Genomic DNA, 21,950 nt, shown 5'->3' with positions numbered 1-21,950 from the left:
TCATTAAATTCACATATTAAAAAGATGAAAAAACTTTTTTTACTTTTATTAGTTACTAATGTAATTACAGCCCAAGTTTCGAGTATTGTTAGAAACAAAGACAGTTATACGCAAGAAGTTTTTCCATACAAAGGAGTTAGAGCAATTCAAATAGATGAGGTGAACTCTCCAGGAAATGAGGATAATGTATTTGTTTTTTCGAAGATAGAAAAAAATGCAAATCCTGATAAAATGTATTTTCAGCGGTTTACAAAAGTTAATGATAAATGGGTTGTGAAATCTATTCTCGAAGTAAATCATAGCGGAATCATTTCGGCTTGGGGAAGTAGAAAAGCATTTTGGGATTTTGATAAAGATAAAAGTATTGATGCCCTTTTTATTTATGGACTTTATGATGCTAATTTCAAACAGCAGTCAGTTCATTTGATTTTTTCGCAAAAAGAGCAGCTTTACACTATAGAATCGAGTGTCTCGGATAATTTTGAGACTGATAAATTCTCCTCTAATTTTGATTCTTTGAGTGAAATCTATAAGGCCAAAATTCTGGAGTATTGGAATAAATTAGATAAAAAAGATAAATAAATTGTTTTTGCTTTGTTAAAGAAGTATCATCATTAAATTTAAAAAAAGATTAAAAATTTTATAAAAGGTGTTGATGAAAATAATAAGCCAAGATATACATCAAAAGAAGCAACTTGGATTATTGTTATTATATGGGCCATAGGTATTATAATTTTACTTAGTAAATGTTTACATATCGATATAGAGAATAAAATCAATGTTATAGAAGAAGTGAGAAATTTTGATTCAGATATAGAATAAAAAAAACAAAAAACATGAAAGTAACCTTAGACAGAGTAAACGATGCGTTTCATTTTAAGCTCAAAAATGAACGTGGACATGTAGTTGATGTAGATAGTAGAGCCGAATTTGGTGGAAGTGATTTAGGAGCAAGTCCAATGGAACTTGTATTGATGGGAGTTGCAGGTTGTAGCGCAATTGATATGATTTCAATTTTAAAGAAGCAACGTCAGGAAATAACTTCATTTAAAGCTGAGGTAGAGGGTGAACGTGTACAAGTTGGAGAGGCAAAACCTTTTAAAGAAATCTTTGTGGTTTTTTACTTAGAGGGAGATATTAATCCAGAAAAAGCACAACGTGCTGCACAACTTTCTTTTGAGAAATACTGTTCGGTTGCAAAAACAGTTGAGCCTACAGCTACAATTAAATACAAAGTTGTTTTAAACAACGTATCACTATAGTTTAATTATATAAAGTCTGATTTTGGTTATTACCAGAACCTGAAACTTTAAACTAGAAAAACAAAAAAACACACAATGAACGAACAAGAATTTGGCTTTGAAACTCAAGCCATAAGAACACAATTAGAAAGATCACAGTATTTAGAGCATTCGGTGCCATTGTACTTATCATCAAGTTTTGTATTTGAAGATGCCGAAGATATGCGAGCTTCTTTTACAGAAGAAAAAGAAAGAAATATTTACAGCCGTTTTAGCAATCCAAACACAACTGAGTTTGTAGATAAAATTTGCAAAATGGAAGGGGCAGAAGCGGGTTATGCTTTTGCAACTGGAATGGCAGCGGTGTATTCTACTTTTGCAGCTTTATTAAATGCAGGTGACCATATTGTGTCTGCAAGTAGTGTTTTTGGTTCAACTCATGCGTTGTTTGTTACCTATTTCCCAAAGTGGAATATTGAGACTTCGTATTTTGATATTAATAAACCTGAAACTATTGAGAGTTTTATTAAACCCAATACAAAAATATTGTATGCTGAGTCGCCTACAAACCCTGGAGTTGATGTAATCGATTTGGAGTTGTTAGGAACAATTGCTAAGAAACACAATTTGATTTTAATCATTGATAACTGTTTTGCAACACCATACATTCAGCAGCCTATAAAACACGGAGCGCATTTGGTAGTGCATTCTGCTACTAAATTAATTGATGGTCAAGGTCGTGTTTTAGGAGGAGTAACAGTTGGAAATGAAGATTTAATAAGACAGATTTATTTGTTTTCAAGAAATACAGGTCCGGCATTGTCTCCTTTTAATGCTTGGATTTTATCTAAAAGTTTAGAAACTTTGGTTGTGCGTGTTGAGAAACATTGTGAAAATGCATTAAAAGTTGCTGAGTTCCTTGAAGGACATCCAAGTGTGAAAAGTATAAAATACCCATTCTTGAAATCGCACCCACAATATGAAATCGCCAAAAAACAAATGCTTTTAGGTGGAAATATTATTGCTTTTGAGATTAATGGAGGAATAGAAGCTGGTAGAAAATTTTTGAATAAAATAAAATTATGTTCATTGTCAGCTAATATTGGCGATACAAGAACAATTGTTACGCATCCAGCTTCAACTACGCATAGTAAATTGTCTGAAGAAGATCAATTAGCAGTAGGTATCACACAAGGTTTAGTGCGTGTTTCTGTTGGTTTGGAAACGGTAAAAGATGTAATTGCTGATTTAGAGCAAGCACTATCTTAAATATAATCTTAGGAAAGATAAAAAGGGCTATTTGTTTTGGATAGCCCTTTTTAGTATCTGGAATTTTGCTTTGATAAAAAATGAGTTTTAGCTTCTAGAGTTTAAATTATGATAAAACCAAGATTGATTATTTTGTCGGATTTATTTGGTGGTGTAAGTCCAAAATGGATTAATTATTATATCGAAATAGTAGAATCTAAATTTGATATTCAATATTATGATGTTCTTAAGTTGGCTGATATTGATGTAAGTGATTTTGATGAAACGAGCATTCATAATCAATTTTTAAACGGAGGAATTGACAAAGCAGTTGAAAATTTATTGAATCTTGAAAGAGAGAAAGTAGTTGTTTTGGGATTTAGTATTGGAGGAACAATTGCGTGGAAATCTTGTTTAAAGGGATTAAAAGTAGATTGGTTGTTTACAGTCTCATCAACAAGATTGCGTTTTGAAACTGAAATTCCAAATTGTAAAATTAAAATGTATTTTGGGGAGAAAGATTTAAACATACCAAATACAAAATGGTTTTTAGATTTAAAAGTTTCAAATTATATTTTTGAAAACGCTAATCATCAATTGTATTTAGAAGAAGAAAAGGCCTCTTTAATTTGTAGTGAAATTCTACAAGTTTTAGATTGATTTTTATTCTTTTGTTATTCTTCACTCAAAAAGTATATTTTTGTTGTTGCAAAAAGACGTAGCGACAATAAGATTTTAATTCATCAAAAAGCGATCGTTTTTAATTAGCAATCTTAAAATAATTTTAAAATGCTTTCAAAGAAAACAAAATACGGAATTAAAGCACTTACTTTTTTGGCTCGACAGGAAGATCAAACTCCTGTGCAAATTGCTGAAATTGCTAGAAGTGAAAATATTTCTATAAAATTTCTAGAGAGTATCTTGTTGTTGCTTCGTAATTCTGGGTTTCTTGGAGCCAAAAAAGGAAAAGGTGGTGGTTACTACTTAATAAAAGATCCTAAAGACATTAGCATGGCAAAGGTATATCGTATTCTCGAAGGGCCAATTGCATTGCTTCCATGCGCAAGTCATAATTTTTATGAAAAATGTGATGATTGTGAAGATGAAGCGAGATGTGCTGCAAGACGTTTAATGACAGAAATTAGAGATAATACTTTAAAAGTTTTGGAGAATAATTCTCTAGCAGATATTGCTTTTTAAATAAGATATAGATAAATAAAAAAAGACCATTTCATTGAAATGGTCTTTTTTTATGTTTAAATTTTTAGTCTAAAAAATCAATTTGTATCCAGCTAAAAAAAGCATTACAGCGATGGCATTTCTTAGAAATAAATCAGGTACTTTTCCGCTTAACATACTTCCTATGAAAATTCCAGGAAGTGACCCCATTAATAATTGAGCTAATAAAGTTAAATCTAAATTACCCATTGAGGCATGACCTATTCCTGCAACAAGGGTAAGTGGAACAGCATGTGCAATCTCAGTTCCTACTAAGCGAGGTGTTGGTAAAAGAGGGTAAAGAAAGAATAATGTAACTGTACCTAAAGCGCCTGCACCTATCGAAGTAAGTGTTACCGTTGCTCCTAATAATATGCCAATTGCAACCGTTAATAGGTTTTGAGTTCTGCTTTCGCTATGAAATTTGTCTCCCGCATGTTTTTGTGAAAACACTAATAGTTTCTTTTTGAATAAAATGGCTATTGATGTAAAAAGTAACGCCCAGCCTAAGCTATATTTTATTACAGCGTTTATAGTTGTAATGTCAGTTTTAATACTATTTAATATCCATAGCGTGAGTAAGGCTGCTGGAACACTGCCTAGAGTAAGCCAGCCTGTAATAGACCAATTTATGTTGCCTTTTTTGTGGTGTACAAATACGCCACCCATTTTGGTAAATGCTGCATATAACAAATCAGTACCTACTGCAGTTGTCGGGGGGATACCAAACCATAATAAAATTGGAGTCATTAAAGAACCGCCTCCAACACCTGTTAATCCAACCACAAAGCCCACAAGTAAACCTGCAATTACAAGTCCTATTTGAAAATCCATAAATAAAATTTCCGTAAAAATAATAACTATTTCATAATTATCCTATAGATATGGTAGACATTAGAAAATGTATTTTAAAAATAAAAAAGAGTCGTATCTTTATATTGTTGATTTATAGATAATTGCGTTTTTTGTTTTTAAAATCAATTTGGTTAATTACTTAAAGAGGCTTATGTGTAACTATAAGATAATAAGAGGTGTAAAAAAATCAAATATTGTTTTGATATTTAGAAATAAGTATTAATTTTGCATTGTAATCTAGTAACCCGATAGGGTAATAGATTTTAAAATAAAAACGCATACTAGGAATATGGAAAAAGAGTTGGAATTAAATACCGTAGCGATAAAATCAGGCGGATCGTTTTCGAAACAATTATGGGTAATTATTCCTGCTGTTTTATTGTTGGGTTTGATTTCAGTATTAATTTATAATCATCATGCAGAGTTTTCTTGGCAAGCTTTCCTAGATGGATTTAATCAAGAGTTTTTAGTGTTTTTCTTAATTGGTGCTTTTGCTCAGTTAGTAGATGGAACATTAGGTATGGGTTATGGAGCAACATCAACATCTTTTTTATTGGCTTATGGAGTTTCTCCAGTAGTTAGTAGCGGTGGGGTTCACGTAGCCGAGATGTTTACCACTGGAGCGTCAGCGATATCACATCATAAGTTTGGAAATATCAACAAAAAATTGGTTAAGAACTTATTGATACCAGGAGTTTTGGGGTCAATTACAGGAGCTTATCTATTATCAGATGTAATTGACGGCGATGTTATAAAGCCATTTATTGCGGTTTATATGATTGTATTGGCAATTATAATTATCAGAAAAGCATTAAATAAAAATATAATTAAAAAGAAAACCAAGCGTCTTGGGATTCTAGCAACCTTCGGAGGATTTATGGATTCTGTTGGAGGTGGAGGTTGGGGGCCAATTGTAACTTCTACATTGTTAGGAAGAGGTAGAAATCCTCGCTATACAATTGGATCAGTTAACGCTGCTGAGTTTGCAGTTTCATTTGCAAGTGGGGTAACATTTATGCTTTTTGGAGGAATCCATGGATGGCAAGTTATTATAGGTTTGATTTTGGGTGGCGTAATCGCTGCTCCTCTTGCTGCTTTCTTAGTAAATAAGATTAAAAGAAAACCAATGATGGTGGCAGTAGGAATATTAATTATCCTTTTGAGTTTAAAAACATTATCTAAATTATTGTAAGGATTATTTAGAAAACATTAAGAATATGAGTGCAACAGATATTACATCTTTATTAGTTAAAACAAAGGACTTTTCTTTAGAAGAAACATTGTCTTTTTTGGCTAATGAATATAAGGACAAAGTCGTTTTTTCGACTTCATTTGGTCAGGAAGATCAGGTTATTACCGACTTTATTGCTAAAAACAATATTGATATTACCATTTTCACATTAGATACAGGTAGATTATTTCAGGAAACATACGATGTTTTTCACAGAACATTAAAGAAGTATAAAAAACATATTGAAGTTTATTTTCCAGAAGCAACGGCTGTAGAAAATTTGCTAAAAACCAAAGGACCAAATAGCTTTTATGAATCGGTTGAGAACAGAAAAGAATGTTGTTTTATTCGTAAAGTGGTTCCTCTTAAAAAAGCTTTAGCAGGAAATGCAGTTTGGATTACAGGTTTACGAGCAGAACAATCTGAGAATAGAAATGATTTACAACTGTTTGAATATGATGGAAATTTCGAAATAATCAAATTCAATCCATTATTAAAATGGTCTTTACAGGAAGTAGAAGATTATTTACAAGAACATAGTGTACCCCAAAATGCATTACACAAAAAGGGGTTTGTAAGTATAGGTTGTGCACCATGCACAAGAGCAATTTTGCCAGAAGAAGATATTAGAGCAGGAAGATGGTACTGGGAATCCAGTCATAAAGAATGTGGTTTGCATAGCGCAAAGAAAGAATAGAGATTACAGAATAAAAGACAAAAAACAAGAGAATAAATAATAGTTTGAAAGATTTTAAGGTAGCTCACAATAACCTCGATTTTTTAAACTTTAAATAAAAAATAATGAGTTCAGTATTAAAAACAAATGCTTTAGAGAGTGAAGCAATATACATTTTCAGAGAAGTAATATCACAATTTGATAAACCAGTCTTACTTTTTTCTGGAGGAAAAGATTCGATTACTTTAGTACGTTTAGCACAAAAAGCATTTTTCCCAGCTAAAATTCCGTTCCCATTATTGCATGTTGATACAGGGCATAACTTTCCTGAAACAATTGAATTTAGAGATAAATTAGTAGAAGAGTTGGGATTGGAATTGATCGTAAGAAATGTTCAAGATGCTATTGACGAAGGGAAAGTTGTAGAAGAAACAGGTAAATATTCTAGTAGAAACAGCTTGCAGACTACCACACTTTTGGACGCTATTGAAGAATTCAAATTTGATGCTTGTATTGGTGGTGCGCGTAGAGATGAAGAAAAAGCAAGAGCTAAAGAACGTATTTTTTCTGTTCGTGATGATTTTGGACAATGGGATGAAAAAAATCAACGCCCAGAGTTATTTGATATTCTAAATGGGAAAATTGAAAATGGACAAAACGTACGTGTTTTCCCAATTTCAAACTGGACTGAATTAGATGTTTGGAGTTATATAGAGCAAGAAAAAATTGAAATTCCATCTATTTACTTTTCACACAAACGTAAAGTTTTCTTGAGAGACGGTTTAATATGGTCACATTCAGAATTTGTATATCAGGAGGAAGATGAGCAAATCGAAGAAAGAATTGTTCGTTTTAGAACTGTTGGTGATATGACTTGTACAGCAGCAGTTGATTCGTATGCAGCAACAATTCAGGAAGTAGTTGGAGAAATCAGAACCTCTACAATTTCTGAAAGAGGGGCTAGAATTGACGATAAACGTTCTGAAGCAGCAATGGAAAAAAGAAAACAACAAGGTTACTTTTAATCGAAACGGTTAATTGTAAAAAGTAAAAAGCAAAAAATAAATTTTAAACTTTAGTTCAATGTCAATCAACTTGAAACTAAACTTGAAACAAAATATACAGAATGGAAGTTTTAAAAATAGCAACAGCAGGAAGCGTAGATGACGGAAAGAGTACTTTAATCGGAAGATTATTGTATGATACAAAGTCATTGACTACAGATAAAATCGAAGCAATCGAAAAAAGCAGTAAACTAAGAGGATATGATTACTTGGATTTTTCTCTTGCAACTGATGGATTAGTAGCAGAAAGAGAACAAGGAATTACTATAGATGTAGCACATATTTATTTTTCGACTGCTAAGAAAAGTTACATTATTGCAGATACTCCGGGACACGTAGAATATACACGTAACATGGTTACGGGAGCTTCGACTTCGCAAGTTTCGATCATTTTGATTGATGCTAGAAAAGGAGTAATCGAACAAACATACCGTCACTTTTTTATCAATAATTTATTGAGAGTAAAAGAGGTAATTGTTGCGATTAACAAAATGGACTTAGTTGATTATTCAGAAGAAGTTTTTAATAAAATCAAAGCTGATTTTCAGGCATTAAATGCTAAAAGTACTTTTAAGGAACAAAATGTAAGTTACATTCCGTTAAGTGCTATCAACGGTGGGAACGTTGTTGATAAATCTGAAAACATGAAATGGTACGATGGGCAAACTGTTTTGGAACATTTAGAAGCTTTAGAGCCAACAGATGTATTTGAAAAAGGACAAGCGCGTTTTCCAGTTCAAACCGTAATTCGTCCGAAGACAGAAGAGTATCATGATTTTAGAGGATATGCTGGTAAATTATACGGAAATTCAATTAAAGTAGGAGATGCTGTAACTGTTTTGCCTTCATTAACAGAATCTAAAGTAAAAAACATTCACTTTTTTGATAAACAATTTGACGAAGCAATTGCTGGTTCTTCGATAACAATTGAATTAGAAAATGATATCAATGTTACCAGAGGAGATATGATTGTGAAATCAACAGAGCTTCCAAAAATAGAGAAAGATATCACAACGACAGTTTGTTGGATGGACTCTAAAAAATTAGTTCCAGGAACAAAATATATCGTTCAGCATAATACAAATAGAATTTTGGCTAAAGTAGAGAGTATTAAAAATACAATCGCAACAGATTATTCAGGAACAACTCCAGCAACTCAATTAGCGATAAATGAAATAGGAGAAGTAAATATTAAATTAAGTAAGCCTTTATATTTTGATGCTTACAATGATAATAAATCAAATGGAGCTTTTATCCTAATTGATACTGCTACAAATACAACAGCAGGAGTAGGATTTATTCGATAAGAAGCAATATGCTTTAGGCTGTAAGCTGTAAGCAAAACTGTATAACAAGATATTATATTTTAAGCTTAAGGTCTATTACCTAATGCTTAAAGCCAAAAAAAAGCCTAAAGCAAAAAAGAAAAATGGAAAGTTTTAGAACAGAAATAGAAAATCCGATAGTTCAAAAAGAAATTATTGATCTAGAAAAAAAGATTCACTTATTCCGTGGCGGAAAAATTGATGATGAACGTTTTCGTAGTCTTCGTTTAGCACGTGGAATTTATGGACAACGTCAAGAAGGCGTTCAAATGATTCGTATTAAATTGCCTTTTGGTAAAGTTACTAGTGAGCAATTAATACGTATTACTAAAGTTTCTGATGAATATTCTACAGGGCGTTTGCATATTACAACACGTCAGGACATTCAGATTCACTATGTAAGTTTAGATAGAACTCCAGAGCTTTGGGCAAATTTAGCCAAAGACGATGTTACATTGCGTGAAGCTTGTGGTAACACCGTTCGTAATATTACAGCTAGCGAATTAGCCGGTGTAGATGTAAACGAGCCATTTGATGTTTCGCCTTATGCACATGGTTTATTTCAGTATTTACTAAGAAATCCGATTTGTCAGGAAATGGGACGTAAATTTAAAATTTCGTTCTCATCATCAGATGAAGATACTGCTTTGAGCTATTTACACGATTTAGGATTTATTCCAAAAATTGTGGATGGTGTTCGTGGATTCAAAATAATGTTAGGTGGAGGATTAGGTTCGCAACCAGCACATGCCGAATTACTTTCGGAATTTGTGCCTGCTAATCAAATTATCCCAACAGCTGAAGGAGTGATCCGTATTTTTGATAGATACGGTGAACGTGCAAAAAGAATGAAAGCACGTATGAAATTTTTAATCAAAGAAATAGGAAAAGATGCCTTTTTGGATTTGGTTGAAAAAGAGAAAAAAGCAATTGCTTTTGAAACATACGAAATAGATACAACAGCATTTGATGCTCCTATTGCGGAGCCATTGCTAGCAGTTCCAGTAGTTACTATTGAAGATACAGCAGCTTATGAAGCATGGAAAAAATCGAATGTAATTGCTCAAAAGCAAGAAGGATATTTTGCTATTGGAATTAAAGTTTTACTAGGGGATTTCTATACAGATAAAGCTAGAATATTAGCTGATTTGATTAAAAATTATGCAGCAAATGAACTGCGTTTTTCATTGCGTCAAAATATTGTAATTCGTCACGTAAAAGAAGCAAATCTGCCTTTCTTTTATCAGGAATTAGCAAAATTAGGATTCGTGAATTTAGGATATAATTCAACTGCAGATATTACTGCTTGTCCAGGAACAGATACTTGTAATCTAGGGATAGCAAGTAGTACCGGAATTGCAGAAGAATTAGAGAAAGTTCTAAATGCTGAGTATCCTCAATACAGCAACAATCATGAAATTGAAATAAAAATTAGTGGTTGTATGAATGCTTGTGGACAACACAATATGTCAGCAATTGGATTCCAAGGAATGTCAATTAACTCAGGAAAATTGGTAGCGCCAGCGTTACAAGTTTTGTTGGGAGGAGGAAGATTAGGTAATGGTGCAGGACGTTTTGCTGATAAAGTAATAAAAATTCCAAGCCGTAGAGGGCCTGATGCATTGCGTACAATCTTAAATGATTTTGATGCTAATGCAAATGGAGAAAAATTCCTTAATTATTATGATGCAAAAGGAGAGAAATATTTTTATGAAATATTAAAGCCTTTCGCAGATGTAACCAATTTAACCGAAGCTGATTTTGTAGATTGGGGTAATGCCGATAACTATGTAAAAGCAGTAGGAGTTGGAGAATGTGCTGGTGTTGTTATTGATTTAGTAGCTACTTTGTTATTAGAAGCAAAAGATAAATTGACATTTGCTCAAGAATCATTTGATGAAAATAAATGGTCAGATGCTATTTACCATGCTTATGCAGGATTTGTAAATGGTGCTAAAGCATTGTTGCTTTCTGAGAATGAAAAAACAAATAATCACGCAGGTATTGTTGATTTGTTTGATATTGTTTTTATAGCAACTTCTAAAATTGAATTACCAACAACATTCAGAGAATTAGTTTATCAAATCAATCAAGTGGAACCTTCAGAAGCATTTGCAAAACAATATATCCAAGAAGGAATTTCATTTTTTGATACAATCGAAAAATATAGAGCTCAAGAATTAGCTAATGCTTAATACAATGAAACCCAAAGTAACTTTAGTCGGAGCAGGTCCTGGTGATCCTGATTTGATGACTTTAAAAGGTGTAAAAGCACTTGCTGAAGCAAATGTGGTTTTGTATGATGCTTTGGCAAATGAAGAAATTCTGGAGTATGCTCCTAAGAATGCAATCCGAATTTTTGTTGGAAAGCGAATAGGAAATCATGCCTACACTCAAGATCAGATTAATCAATTGATAGTCGATAATGCATTAACTTATGGAAATGTAGTACGTCTAAAAGGAGGAGATCCGTTTGTGTTTGGTCGTGGAAGTGAAGAAATAGAATATGTGGAGAGTTTTGGAATCCCTACATTTGTAGTGCCAGGAATATCATCGGTAATTGCAGTTCCAGCTTATTTAGGAATTTCGATAACCAAAAGAGGAGTTTCAGAGAGCTTTTGGGCAATTACAGGAACGACTTCAGATAGAAAATTATCTTCAGATGTTGCACTTGCAGCACAATCTTCGGCTACAGTAGTTATTTTGATGGGGATGAGTAAGCTAGCACAGATAGTTGCTTTGTTTCAGAAAGAATTAAAAGGAGAAACACCGATTGCCATTATTCAAAATGGAACAACTCCAGATGAGAAAGTGGGAATTGGAACTATAAATACAATTCAGGAAATTGCTGCAGAGAATAAATTAGGTTCACCAGCAATTATTATCATTGGAGAAGTAGTTAGAGAAAGTACGAAGCTAAAAGGCTTTTACGAAGAATTTATTTCAAGTAAAATAGCATAATATAATAAACATAAATAAGACTTGGTTCTCTTTTCTATGGAAAGGGCTAGGGCGAGAAAAATACGATTGCAATGGAAAGAAACGAATTATATCCAATATTTTTAAAACTGCATAAGCTTAATGTGCTTATTGTAGGTGGTGGAAATGTGGGATTAGAAAAGCTTTCTTTTTTATTAAAATCTAGTCCTAATGCTAATGTTGAGGTTGTTGCTACTACCTTTTTGCCAGAAATTGAAATCTTGGGAGTAAACTACAATAATCTAACGTTGACAAAAGCAAAGTTTAAAAAGAAAATGCTTAAGAAACGGCATATGGTTATTGCTTGTACCGACGATTTGTTGGTAAACAAAAAGATATATGATTTATCAAGAGAAAGATATCTGATTTGCAATATTGCTGATACTCCCGAATTATGTGACTACTATTTAGGTGGAATCGTAACCAAAGGGAATGTTAAAATTGCTATTTCTACAAATGGTAAATCACCAACAACAGCCAAAAGGCTTCGAGAGTTTTTTGAAGAAGTTATTCCAGAAGACATTAATAAAATGGTTGAAAACCTAAATGAATATAGGAAAACACTAAAAGGAAACTTTGAGGACAAGGTTAAAAAAATGAATGAGATTACCGCTTCACTAAAAAATAAACAATAAGTTTTTTTTGAGCAAAGGAAGAAATGAATGATAAAAATCATTGAAAATAGTGTAAATTATTTGTTTCTTTGTATTTATTAAGAATGATTATAAACAACAATAAAATGATTAAAACAGACATACTTATAATAGGAGCTGGGCCAACTGGTTTATTTGCCGTTTTTGAGGCAGGATTGTTAAAATTAAAATGTCATATTTTAGATGCGCTACCACAAGCAGGAGGGCAACTGTCAGAATTATATCCAAAGAAGCCTATTTACGATATTCCTGGTTTTCCAGAAGTATTAGCAGGAGATTTAATTGATAACTTACAAGAGCAAATTAAACAATTTGAACCAGGTTATACATTAGGAGAGCGTGCAGAAACAATTGAGAAACAAGAAGACGGAAGTTTTATCGTAACCTCAAATAAAGGAACTAAATTTCATGCACCGGTTATTGCTATTGCAGGAGGTTTAGGAAGTTTTGAACCACGTAAGCCTCTTATTGAAGATATTGAGTTTTATGAAAATAAAGGAGTAAAATACTTCATCAAGAATCCAGAAAAATTCAGAGATAAAAGAGTTGTAATAGCAGGTGGAGGAGATTCAGCTTTAGACTGGAGTATATTCCTTGCAAATATAGCTTCAGAAGTAACTTTAATTCACCGTAGAAATGAATTTAGAGGAGCTTTAGATTCTGTAGAAAAAGTACAAGAATTAAAAACTGCTGGAAAAATTAAGTTAATTACACCAGCGGAAGTAATCGGATTAAACGGAGCTGAGCATATTGAATCATTAGTTATTGAAGAAAATGGTGCGCACCGTACAATCGAAACAGATTATTTTATTCCACTTTTCGGATTAACACCAAAGTTAGGTCCAATTGGAGATTGGGGATTAGAAATCGAGAAAAATGCAATTAAAGTAAATAATTCATTAGACTACCAAACTAATATTCCGGGAATCTTTGCTATTGGGGATGTAAATACATATCCAGGAAAATTAAAATTGATTCTTTGTGGATTCCACGAAGCAACACTTATGTGTCAGGCAGCATATCAAATTATCAACCCTGGTAAAAAGTATGTGCTTAAATATACTACTGTATCAGGTGTAGACGGATTTGATGGAACTCGTAAAGAAGCTCCGAAAGCAGTTGTTAAGGCGATAGTTTAATTTGAGGTTCTAAGTTGCTAAGCGACTAAGGTTCTAAGATTTTTTATATAGAAAGCTCAAACTTGTAACACAGTTTGAGCTTTTTAGTTTTAATCCCATTGGAATATTATATTTATAGTATTAATAATGATTACTGGCAAGAACCCCAGTGGGGTAAGATAGTATTCCTCCGGAGTTTTTATAGAATGTAAAAAAATATCTTAACTTAATGACATTGACTTAGTACCTTAGCAACTCAGAACCTTAGAACCTCAAAAAAATGGCTTTCGACGAAGATAATGCCCAAAGAATCAGAACGTTTCTTCAGCACAAAGAAGCAGCATTCTTCGAAAAACAAATGTTTGGAGGTATTGTTTTTATGGTTGATGATAAAATGTGTTGCGGAACACGGCTTGACAAGCAAAGTGGAGAAAGTCTTTTATTGTGCCGGATTGATGATGCTGCTTACTTAAGCGCATTAGAAAGAGACGATGTTCTTCCAATGCCAAATTCTGAAAGAGCAATGAAAAACTATGTTTTTATCATAGAGAATGGTTGGCATAGTAGGCAAGACTTAGCTTTTTGGCTACAGAAATGTTTAGACTTTAATCCAATTGCAAAATCAAGTAAGAAAAAATAATCCAACTATATCACAGATTTAGGCTTAAAACGGTAGGATCTTAGAGCCTAAGACACTTAGGAACTCAGAAACTTATAAAAACACTTGCAATTGTTCAGGTTATGTCTTTACTTTGCAGCGTTCATATATTTATTGAAAGTTATCACGAAAGGCGGAGGGATAGACCCATTGAAACCTTAGCAACCCTTTATCATAAAGAAGGTGCTACATTCTACTTTATACATTCATAGTATTAAAGATAGATAACACATAATACAGCAATGTATTTCTCAAAACTTTTCTTGACAAACTTATCGATATGTAACTGAGCTAATTTCAGTATCAGCAGCGAATTATTGGCGCATTTTGCCCATAACATTCCCGCTTTCTGCTATATGTCATTTTTTCTGGATTCCAGAAAAAAGATTGTACTACAAACGTAGTTCACTAAACTTCTATGAAAATAGAAATTAGGTGAAGCAATAGGGGCTAAAGAGCTATGATATTGAAACTTTGGTAATATTTAATAAAAGCCTTGCTCCTTAGGGGCATAGCTAGAAAAAGAAGAAAATGTCAACAATTCAAGAAGCAATAAAAAAAAATATCCTAATCCTTGATGGAGCAATGGGAACGATGTTGCAACGCTATAATTTCTCAGAAGAAGATTTTAGAGGAGAGCGTTTCAAAGACTTTCTGCATCCATTAAAAGGAAACAACGATTTACTATCCATAACACAACCACAAGCAATTCGCGATGTCCACTCCGCTTACTATGAAGCGGGTGCCGACATCGTAGAAACAAATACCTTTTCGGGTACAACAATCGGTATGGCCGATTATTTCCTTGAAGATTTTGTTTATGAATTAAATTACGAATCGGCAAAATTGGCTAGAGAAGTAGCTGATGAATTTACAGCTAAAAACCCAAACAAACCCCGTTTTGTAGCTGGCTCAATCGGTCCAACAAACCGTACAGCAAGTATGTCGCCCGATGTAAACGACCCGGGTTACAGAGCGGTAACTTTTGATGATTTACGCATTGCTTACAAACAACAAGTAGAAGCCCTAATGGATGGTGGCTGCGATTTACTGTTGGTAGAAACTATTTTTGATACTTTAAATGCTAAAGCAGCACTTTTTGCAATCGAAGAAGTAAAGGAAGAGCGTAACATTGAAATTCCAATCATGGTTTCAGGAACAATTACTGATGCTTCAGGAAGAACACTTTCAGGGCAAACGGTAGAAGCTTTCCTTATTTCAGTATCACATATTCCGTTATTAAGCGTAGGATTTAATTGCGCTTTAGGAGCTGATTTATTGAAACCGTATTTAAAAACATTGGCACAACATACAAGTTTTAATGTTTCGGCGCATCCTAATGCAGGTTTACCGAATGCGTTCGGGCAATATGACGAAACACCTGAGCAAACTCAGGCATTCATCAAAGAATATTTAGATGATAATTTAATTAATATCATCGGTGGTTGTTGCGGAACAACTCCAGATCATATTCGATTAATTGCCGAAGTAGCAAAAGATTATAAGCCGAGAGTAGCGCCAGTTTTTGAATAACGTTTCTCATAAGGTTTTTTGAACCTTGTAGTAGGCATAGATTGTAAAAGGAAGGAAAAACCTAAGCGGCTAAGAATTTTAGCAACTTAGAACCTAAAATAAAAAAAACTCAGAATCTAAGTCCCGATAGCTATCGGGATAGAGGCTTAGTAACTTAAAAAAGAAATGGCAGAAAATAGAAGAGACCTTGTATTAGCAGGATTAGAACCGTTAATTATTACGCCAACTAGTGTTTTTGTAAACATTGGAGAACGTACGAACGTAACTGGATCAAGAAAATTCTTGCGTTTAATCAAGGAAGAGAAATATGACGAAGCACTTGATATTGCAAGACAACAAGTAGAAGGAGGAGCACAAATCATCGATATTAATATGGATGAAGGAATGCTTGATGGAGTTCAGGCAATGACTAAATTCCTGAATTTAATTGCATCCGAACCGGATATTTCGAGAGTGCCAATTATGATTGACAGCTCGAAATGGGAAATCATCGAAGCAGGTCTTAAAGTCGTACAAGGAAAAAGTGTTGTAAACTCAATCTCTTTAAAAGAAGGGGAAGAAGCTTTTATTCATCATGCTAAACTTATTAAACGTTATGGAGCTGCAGCAATTATCATGGCTTTTGATGAGGTTGGGCAAGCTGATAATTTTGAACGAAGAGTCGAAATTTGCCAACGCTCGTATGATATATTAGTTGATAAAGTTGGTTTTCCACCACAGGATATTATTTTCGATTTAAATATTTTTCCAGTTGCAACTGGAATGGAAGAACACCGCTTAAATGCGTTGGACTTTTTTAGAGGAACAAAGTGGGTTCGTGATAATTTGCCACATGCACATATTAGTGGTGGAGTAAGTAACGTTTCGTTCTCATTTAGAGGAAACGATACTGTTCGTGAGGCAATGCACTCTGTGTTTTTGTACCATGCAATCCAGAATGGAATGACAATGGGAATTGTAAATCCAGAAATGCTTTCGATATACGATGACATTCCTAAAGATTTATTAGAACATGTAGAAGATGTAATTCTTAACCGTCGTGATGATGCTACCGAAAGACTTTTGGATTTTGCAGAGAATGTAAAAGGAGAAGTAAAGACAGATGAAAAAGCAATTCAAGAGTGGCGTTTAGGAACGGTTCAGGAGCGTATTACACATTCACTAGTTAAAGGTATCGATGCTTTTATCGAAGAAGATGTGGAAGAAGCCCGTTTGGCAGCAGTGAAACCTATTGAAGTTATCGAAATTAACTTAATGACAGGAATGAATGTCGTGGGAGATTTATTCGGAAGCGGAAAAATGTTCTTACCACAGGTAGTAAAATCGGCACGTGTAATGAAAAAAGCAGTGGCATATTTATTACCATTTATTGAAGCAAGTAAGCAAGCAGGAGACAAACAAGGAAACGGAAAAATCCTTATGGCAACTGTAAAAGGAGATGTACATGATATTGGTAAAAACATTGTTTCGGTAGTACTGGCATGTAACAATTACGAAATAGTTGATTTAGGTGTAATGGTGCCTCCAGAAAAGATTATTGCGGCAGCAATTGAACACGAAGTAGACATTATTGGATTAAGCGGGTTGATTACTCCTTCGCTTGACGAAATGGTTTATTTGGCCAAAGAATTAGACAAACAAGGAATTAAAATTCCAATTATGATTGGAGGAGCAACAACTTCGCGTGCGCATACAGCTGTGAAAATCGCTCCGCAATATAGAGAGACTGTAATTCACGTAAACGATGCTTCAAGAGCCGTTACTGTTGCAGGGAATCTGTTAGATCATAATCGCAAAATATATGCAAGTGATATTCGTGCAGATTACGATGCTTTTAGAGAAACATTTTTAAATCGTTCGCGAGATAAAAACTTCTTAACAATTGAACAAGCACGTAAAAATAAATTGCAATTGGATTGGAGCGAATATACTCCGACTAAACCAAAATTTATAGGAGCAAAAGTTGTCGAAGTAGAATTAGACGTTTTAGTTCCTTATATCGACTGGACACCATTTTTTAGAACATGGGAATTGTTTGGTAAATACCCAGCAATTTTGACCGATGAGGTGGTAGGAAATGAGGCAACTTCAGTTTTTAAAGATGCGCAAGAAATGCTAGAAGTAATCTTGAAAGAGAAAAAACTAACAGCAAAAGGAATTTACGGAATTTTCCCTGCTAACCAAGTAGATGATGATGATATCGAATTGCGTGATGAAAACGGGGTAATATTAGAAAAATTCTTAACACTCCGCCAGCAATCGCAGAAAACGAAAGGGGCGCCAAATATAGCATTGTCTGATTTTATTTTGCCAAAAGACTCAGGAGTGACGGATTATATAGGTGCATTTTGTGTAACAACAGGTTTTGGTGTAGATGAATGGGCGGCTGAATTTGAGAAAGATTTAGACGATTATAATTCGATTATGGTAAAAGCATTGGCAGATCGTTTTGCAGAGGCATTTGCTGAATATTTACACGAAGAAGTTCGTAAAGATTTTTGGGGTTATGATGCTGAAGAGTCATTATCAACTGAAGATTTAATCGAAGAAAATTATAAAGGAATTCGTCCAGCACCAGGGTATCCTGCTTGTCCAGATCATTTAGAAAAACCAACTATCTGGAAATTATTAAATGTAGAAGATGAGATAGGGGTAACCCTAACTGAAAGTATGGCGATGTGGCCAGCGTCATCGGTATCAGGATATTATTTTGGAAACCCAAAGAGTAAATATTTTGGATTAGGAAAAATAAAAGAAGACCAAGTTGTTGATTACGCTAAACGACGAAGTATTTCAACTGATAAAGCCATGAAATGGCTAAATCCAAACATAGCAGATTAAAAAAATGTTTAAAGTTTTAGGTTTCAAGTTTTACCAAACAATTTGAAACCTGAAATAAAATAAAACAAACCAAAGAAGATAATTGATTTACGTTTTTTGATTTCAGATTTTTTACACCATTGACAATTCAAAACTCATAATTCATAATTCAAAACTTTAAAAATGAAAGTAACCAAACATATAGAAAACGCCAAAGGGAATACATTATTCTCATTTGAAATTATACCACCTCAAAAAGGGAAAAACATTCAGGAATTATACGATAATATCGATCCATTGATGGAGTTTAAACCACCTTTTATTGATGTAACGACATCTCGAGAAGAGTATATTTATATTGATAAAGGCAACGGATTATTGGATAAAAAATTAACCAGAATGCGTCCGGGAACATTAGGGATTTGTGCTTCTATAAAGCATAAATATAATGTAGATACTGTTCCTCACGTACTATGTGGTGGATTTACCAAAGAAGAAACGGAATATTTACTAGTAGATTGTAACTATTTAGGAATTGATAACGTGATGGCTTTGCGTGGAGATGCGATGAAAGACGAGCAATATTTTTTACCTAAAGATGGTGGGAATTGTTATGCTGTTGATTTAGTAGGGCAAATTTATGAGCTTAATCAAGGGAAATACCTGCATGAAGTAATGGATATTGACAACAAGCCGAATTTTTGTATTGGAGTAGCAGGATATCCAGAGAAACACTTAGAGTCTCCTTCATTGACTTCTGATTTAAAAAGATTAAAAGAAAAAGTAGATGCTGGTGCTGATTATGTAGTAACACAAATGTTCTTTGATAATTCAAAATATTTTGAATTTGTGAATAAAGCACGTGAAATGGGAATTACTGTTCCTATTATTCCAGGAATTAAACCCATCGCAGTTCAGAAACATTTACAGGTATTACCTCAAATTTTCCGTATCGATTTACCAGAAGATTTAATTCATGAAGTGGATAAATGCAAGAATAATGCTGAAATTCGTCAGGTTGGAATCGAATGGGCAATTCAGCAATCATTAGAGCTTAAAGCTGCAGGAGTTCCTGTTTTGCATTACTACTCAATGGGAAAATCTGAAAATATTCGCCAAATAGCGAGTAAAGTTTTCTAAATTTACTTTTCAAAATTACTATTAAGAAATTAAGGAGCACTTGATGTAACTTAATTTCTTAATGATTCTATCTTGAGCATAGTCGACAGAAGGAGTTTTTCCAGCTGTCTGCTATATCTTTTTATCCGCAAAAAAGCAGATAAAAAGGATGCCGCTCCCATCTGGGCTAGAGGCATTAGGTGTTTTTAATTTCAATTTATACTAGTTTCAGCAATTATGAAAAAAGAAGAATTACAATCAATCGCCTCTCAATTAAAAAAGCCTGAAGGAGAAAAAGGAATTGAAATGGCTAATATGATGCATGAAACAAACATCAATATGACGCTAAGCTCAATCCGAAATCTAGATATCTCCCAAGACGATATCATACTAGAAATCGGTCATGGAAATGCAGCTCATTTAGAGTATTTGATGCAACAGAGTTCTAATGTAAAGTATTATGGGCTCGAAATGTCAGAACTCATGTTTAAAGAAGCGCGCCAGATCAACAGAAATTATGTTTCTCAAAAACAAGCTTTCTTTTTGCTATATGACGGAAATACAATTCCATTTCCAGATGCACATTTTAATAAAGTATTCACGGTGAATACTTTATATTTTTGGCAAGAACCTCTAAAATTTCTTTTGGAAATATATAGAGTGCTAGGCAATAAAGGAATCTTTAGTTTGACATTTGCACAGGAAAGTTTTATGAAAAAACTTCCATTTACCGAATTTGAATTCGAACTTTATGACACTGAAAAAGTTGAAAAACTAATCCGTCAAACTCCTTTTAAAATTATCAAGGCTGAAAATCAAAGTGAAAAAGTAAAAAGTAAAACAGGAGAGCTTGTCGATAGAGAATTCACCACTATTGTTTTAGAAAAATAAAAAAGCAATGTTGTTAATTTTGAACACATTTTAGCGTAATTTAATTGTCTTTTAAAAGACTAATGCTTTTTAATTATGGAGACTAAAAAAATTAATTTTGTAAAAAATTATAGTAGTATTCTTTTGCTTCTAGGTGGTATTGTTGCAGGAAGTATTCTGGGATTAGTCTTTGGTAAGGACATAGAGATAATAAAACCCATAGGAGATATTTTCTTGAACTTGCTTTTTACAGCAATCATTCCATTAATCTTTTTTACAATTACCTCTTCTATTGCCAATTTAGAAAAGACAGAAAGGCTGGGGAGGTTATTTGTAGTGATGATAGCCGTTTTTTTAGGAACACTTCTTATTTCAGCTATAGTCATGATTATAGCAGTTTCTCTTTTTCCTATTCATCAGAATATTATAGTTTCAAAAATTCCACTAGAGAACATTGCGACAGGAAATGTTGGAGATCAAATTGCACAATTGCTTACAACAAATGATTTCTTCGAATTATTGTCGCGAAAAAGTATGTTGGCACTTATTATTTTTTCATTTCTAATTGGATTTGCAACTTTGCAATCGGGAGAAAAAGGAAATAGTTTTAAGAGTTTTTTAGATTCTGGAAACGAAGTAATGAAGCAGCTGTTGAATATTATTATGAAAATGGCTCCAATAGGATTAGGAGCTTACTTTGCATATCAGGTTAGTTTTTATGGACCACAGTTATTTGGAGTTTATGCCAAACCATTAGGGATTTATTATGGAGCCTGCATCTTTTATTTCTTTGTTTTCTTTAGTTTGTATGCTTTAGTAGCTGGAGGGAAAAGAGCTTTTATGGTATTTTGGAGTAATAATATCACACCAGCTCTTACAGCTATAGGTACCTGTAGTAGTATTGCAACTATCCCTGCTAACCTTAAGGCAACCGAAAAAATGGGAATTCCTGCTCATGTCCGCAATGTGGTTATTCCACTAGGAGCACCATTGCACAAAGATGGTTCGAGTATGTCATCTATCTTAAAAATTACAGTTTTGTTTACCATGTTTGGAAAAGATTTTACAGAACCAAGTACCATACTTTTAGCATTGGGAATTACTGTAATAGTATCGATTGTAGAAGGGGGGATTCCAAATGGAGGATATATTGGAGAAGTTTTGGCTATAACAGTCTATGGTTTTCCAATGGCAGAAGCCTTACCAGTAGCTATGATTTTGGGCACACTTGTCGATCCAATTGCTACTTTACTAAATGCTAATGGCGATGTAATTTCGTCAATGATGGTCTCCCGATTTTCGGAGAAAACGAAATGGTAGGGGAGAGAACCATCGTTTCTAA

20 protein-coding genes and 1 riboswitch are annotated in these 21,950 nt (G+C 33.6%); of the genes, 19 read left to right on the top strand and 1 reads right to left on the bottom strand.

What is annotated here, in order from left to right; translation table 11 throughout:
* Nucleotides 1–24: 24 nt before the first annotated feature.
* From LNQ49_RS10075 to LNQ49_RS10055, 5 genes are all read left to right on the top strand, one after another.
* Complete coding sequence (locus LNQ49_RS10075; RefSeq protein WP_229988650.1) at nt 25–582, top strand: hypothetical protein; 558 nt, start codon at nt 25–27, stop codon at nt 580–582.
* A 254-nt stretch (nt 583–836) separates the two neighbouring features.
* On the top strand, nt 837–1,262 hold the full coding sequence (locus LNQ49_RS10070) for an OsmC family protein (RefSeq protein ID WP_229988649.1): 426 nt from the start codon (nt 837–839) through the stop codon (nt 1,260–1,262).
* A 75-nt stretch (nt 1,263–1,337) separates the two neighbouring features.
* The gene (locus tag LNQ49_RS10065; protein WP_229988647.1) at nt 1,338–2,510 is read left to right on the top strand and encodes a trans-sulfuration enzyme family protein; all 1,173 of its coding nucleotides are present in this window, start codon (nt 1,338–1,340) and stop codon (nt 2,508–2,510) included.
* Between the two features lie 108 nt (nt 2,511–2,618).
* Nucleotides 2,619–3,149 carry an alpha/beta hydrolase gene (locus LNQ49_RS10060; RefSeq protein WP_229988646.1) on the top strand — a complete coding sequence of 177 codons (531 nt, stop codon included), beginning with the start codon at nt 2,619–2,621 and terminating at the stop codon, nt 3,147–3,149.
* Between the two features lie 129 nt (nt 3,150–3,278).
* A complete protein-coding gene (locus tag LNQ49_RS10055; protein ID WP_229988645.1) occupies nt 3,279–3,689 on the top strand; it encodes an RrF2 family transcriptional regulator in 411 nt (136 codons plus the stop codon).
* Nucleotides 3,690–3,758: 69 nt separating this feature from the next.
* On the opposite strand, the gene LNQ49_RS10050 is transcribed toward LNQ49_RS10055, so the two are convergent.
* A complete protein-coding gene (locus tag LNQ49_RS10050) occupies nt 3,759–4,541 on the bottom strand; it encodes a sulfite exporter TauE/SafE family protein (RefSeq protein WP_229988644.1) in 783 nt (260 codons plus the stop codon).
* A 310-nt stretch (nt 4,542–4,851) separates the two neighbouring features.
* Here LNQ49_RS10050 and LNQ49_RS10045 point away from each other — a divergent pair, with 310 nt between their 5' ends.
* The 14 genes from LNQ49_RS10045 to LNQ49_RS09980 all read left to right on the top strand — a co-directional run bounded on the left by LNQ49_RS10045 (nt 4,852) and on the right by LNQ49_RS09980 (nt 21,928).
* On the top strand, nt 4,852–5,754 hold the full coding sequence (locus tag LNQ49_RS10045) for a sulfite exporter TauE/SafE family protein (RefSeq protein WP_229988643.1): 903 nt from the start codon (nt 4,852–4,854) through the stop codon (nt 5,752–5,754).
* A gap of 25 nt (nt 5,755–5,779) precedes the next feature.
* On the top strand, nt 5,780–6,490 hold the full coding sequence (locus LNQ49_RS10040; protein WP_229988642.1) for a phosphoadenylyl-sulfate reductase: 711 nt from the start codon (nt 5,780–5,782) through the stop codon (nt 6,488–6,490).
* Between the two features lie 104 nt (nt 6,491–6,594).
* On the top strand, nt 6,595–7,494 hold the full coding sequence (cysD, locus tag LNQ49_RS10035; protein ID WP_229988641.1) for a sulfate adenylyltransferase subunit CysD: 900 nt from the start codon (nt 6,595–6,597) through the stop codon (nt 7,492–7,494).
* A gap of 101 nt (nt 7,495–7,595) precedes the next feature.
* Nucleotides 7,596–8,840 (top strand): sulfate adenylyltransferase subunit 1, encoded by a 1,245-nt coding sequence (locus LNQ49_RS10030; protein WP_229988640.1) that lies wholly within the window; start codon nt 7,596–7,598, stop codon nt 8,838–8,840.
* 122 nt (nt 8,841–8,962) lie between these two features.
* Nucleotides 8,963–11,053: a HEPN domain-containing protein gene (locus LNQ49_RS10025; protein WP_229988638.1), complete on the top strand. Its 2,091-nt coding sequence runs from the start codon at nt 8,963–8,965 to the stop codon at nt 11,051–11,053.
* Nucleotides 11,046–11,819, top strand: coding sequence for a uroporphyrinogen-III C-methyltransferase (gene cobA / locus LNQ49_RS10020; protein WP_229988635.1), 774 nt, complete (start codon nt 11,046–11,048; stop codon nt 11,817–11,819). Before LNQ49_RS10025 ends, cobA begins: the two co-directional genes overlap by 8 nt.
* Before the next feature lie 71 nt (nt 11,820–11,890).
* Complete coding sequence (locus LNQ49_RS10015) at nt 11,891–12,472, top strand: precorrin-2 dehydrogenase/sirohydrochlorin ferrochelatase family protein (RefSeq protein ID WP_229988634.1); 582 nt, start codon at nt 11,891–11,893, stop codon at nt 12,470–12,472.
* Nucleotides 12,473–12,576: 104 nt separating this feature from the next.
* On the top strand, nt 12,577–13,629 hold the full coding sequence (locus LNQ49_RS10010; RefSeq protein ID WP_229988633.1) for an NAD(P)/FAD-dependent oxidoreductase: 1,053 nt from the start codon (nt 12,577–12,579) through the stop codon (nt 13,627–13,629).
* Nucleotides 13,630–13,888: 259 nt separating this feature from the next.
* The gene (locus tag LNQ49_RS10005) at nt 13,889–14,248 is read left to right on the top strand and encodes a TfoX/Sxy family protein (protein ID WP_229988632.1); all 360 of its coding nucleotides are present in this window, start codon (nt 13,889–13,891) and stop codon (nt 14,246–14,248) included.
* Between the two features lie 136 nt (nt 14,249–14,384).
* A riboswitch (SAM riboswitch) is annotated at nt 14,385–14,497 on the top strand.
* 300 nt (nt 14,498–14,797) lie between these two features.
* A complete protein-coding gene (locus tag LNQ49_RS10000) occupies nt 14,798–15,799 on the top strand; it encodes a homocysteine S-methyltransferase family protein (RefSeq protein WP_229988631.1) in 1,002 nt (333 codons plus the stop codon).
* Nucleotides 15,800–15,964: 165 nt separating this feature from the next.
* Nucleotides 15,965–18,640 carry a methionine synthase gene (gene metH / locus LNQ49_RS09995; protein WP_229988630.1) on the top strand — a complete coding sequence of 892 codons (2,676 nt, stop codon included), beginning with the start codon at nt 15,965–15,967 and terminating at the stop codon, nt 18,638–18,640.
* Nucleotides 18,641–18,802: 162 nt separating this feature from the next.
* Nucleotides 18,803–19,759, top strand: coding sequence for a methylenetetrahydrofolate reductase [NAD(P)H] (metF, locus tag LNQ49_RS09990; protein ID WP_229988629.1), 957 nt, complete (start codon nt 18,803–18,805; stop codon nt 19,757–19,759).
* A 216-nt stretch (nt 19,760–19,975) separates the two neighbouring features.
* A complete protein-coding gene (locus LNQ49_RS09985) occupies nt 19,976–20,629 on the top strand; it encodes a class I SAM-dependent methyltransferase (protein ID WP_229988628.1) in 654 nt (217 codons plus the stop codon).
* Between the two features lie 75 nt (nt 20,630–20,704).
* Nucleotides 20,705–21,928 (top strand): dicarboxylate/amino acid:cation symporter, encoded by a 1,224-nt coding sequence (locus LNQ49_RS09980; protein ID WP_229988627.1) that lies wholly within the window; start codon nt 20,705–20,707, stop codon nt 21,926–21,928.
* Nucleotides 21,929–21,950: the final 22 nt, after the last annotated feature.

This window comes from Flavobacterium pisciphilum (genome assembly GCF_020905345.1).
GTDB classification, from domain to species: Bacteria; Bacteroidota; Bacteroidia; order Flavobacteriales; family Flavobacteriaceae; genus Flavobacterium; species Flavobacterium pisciphilum.
The sequence above is the reverse complement of the archived record's forward strand: the minus strand, read 5'-3'. Positions and strand labels throughout refer to the sequence as shown.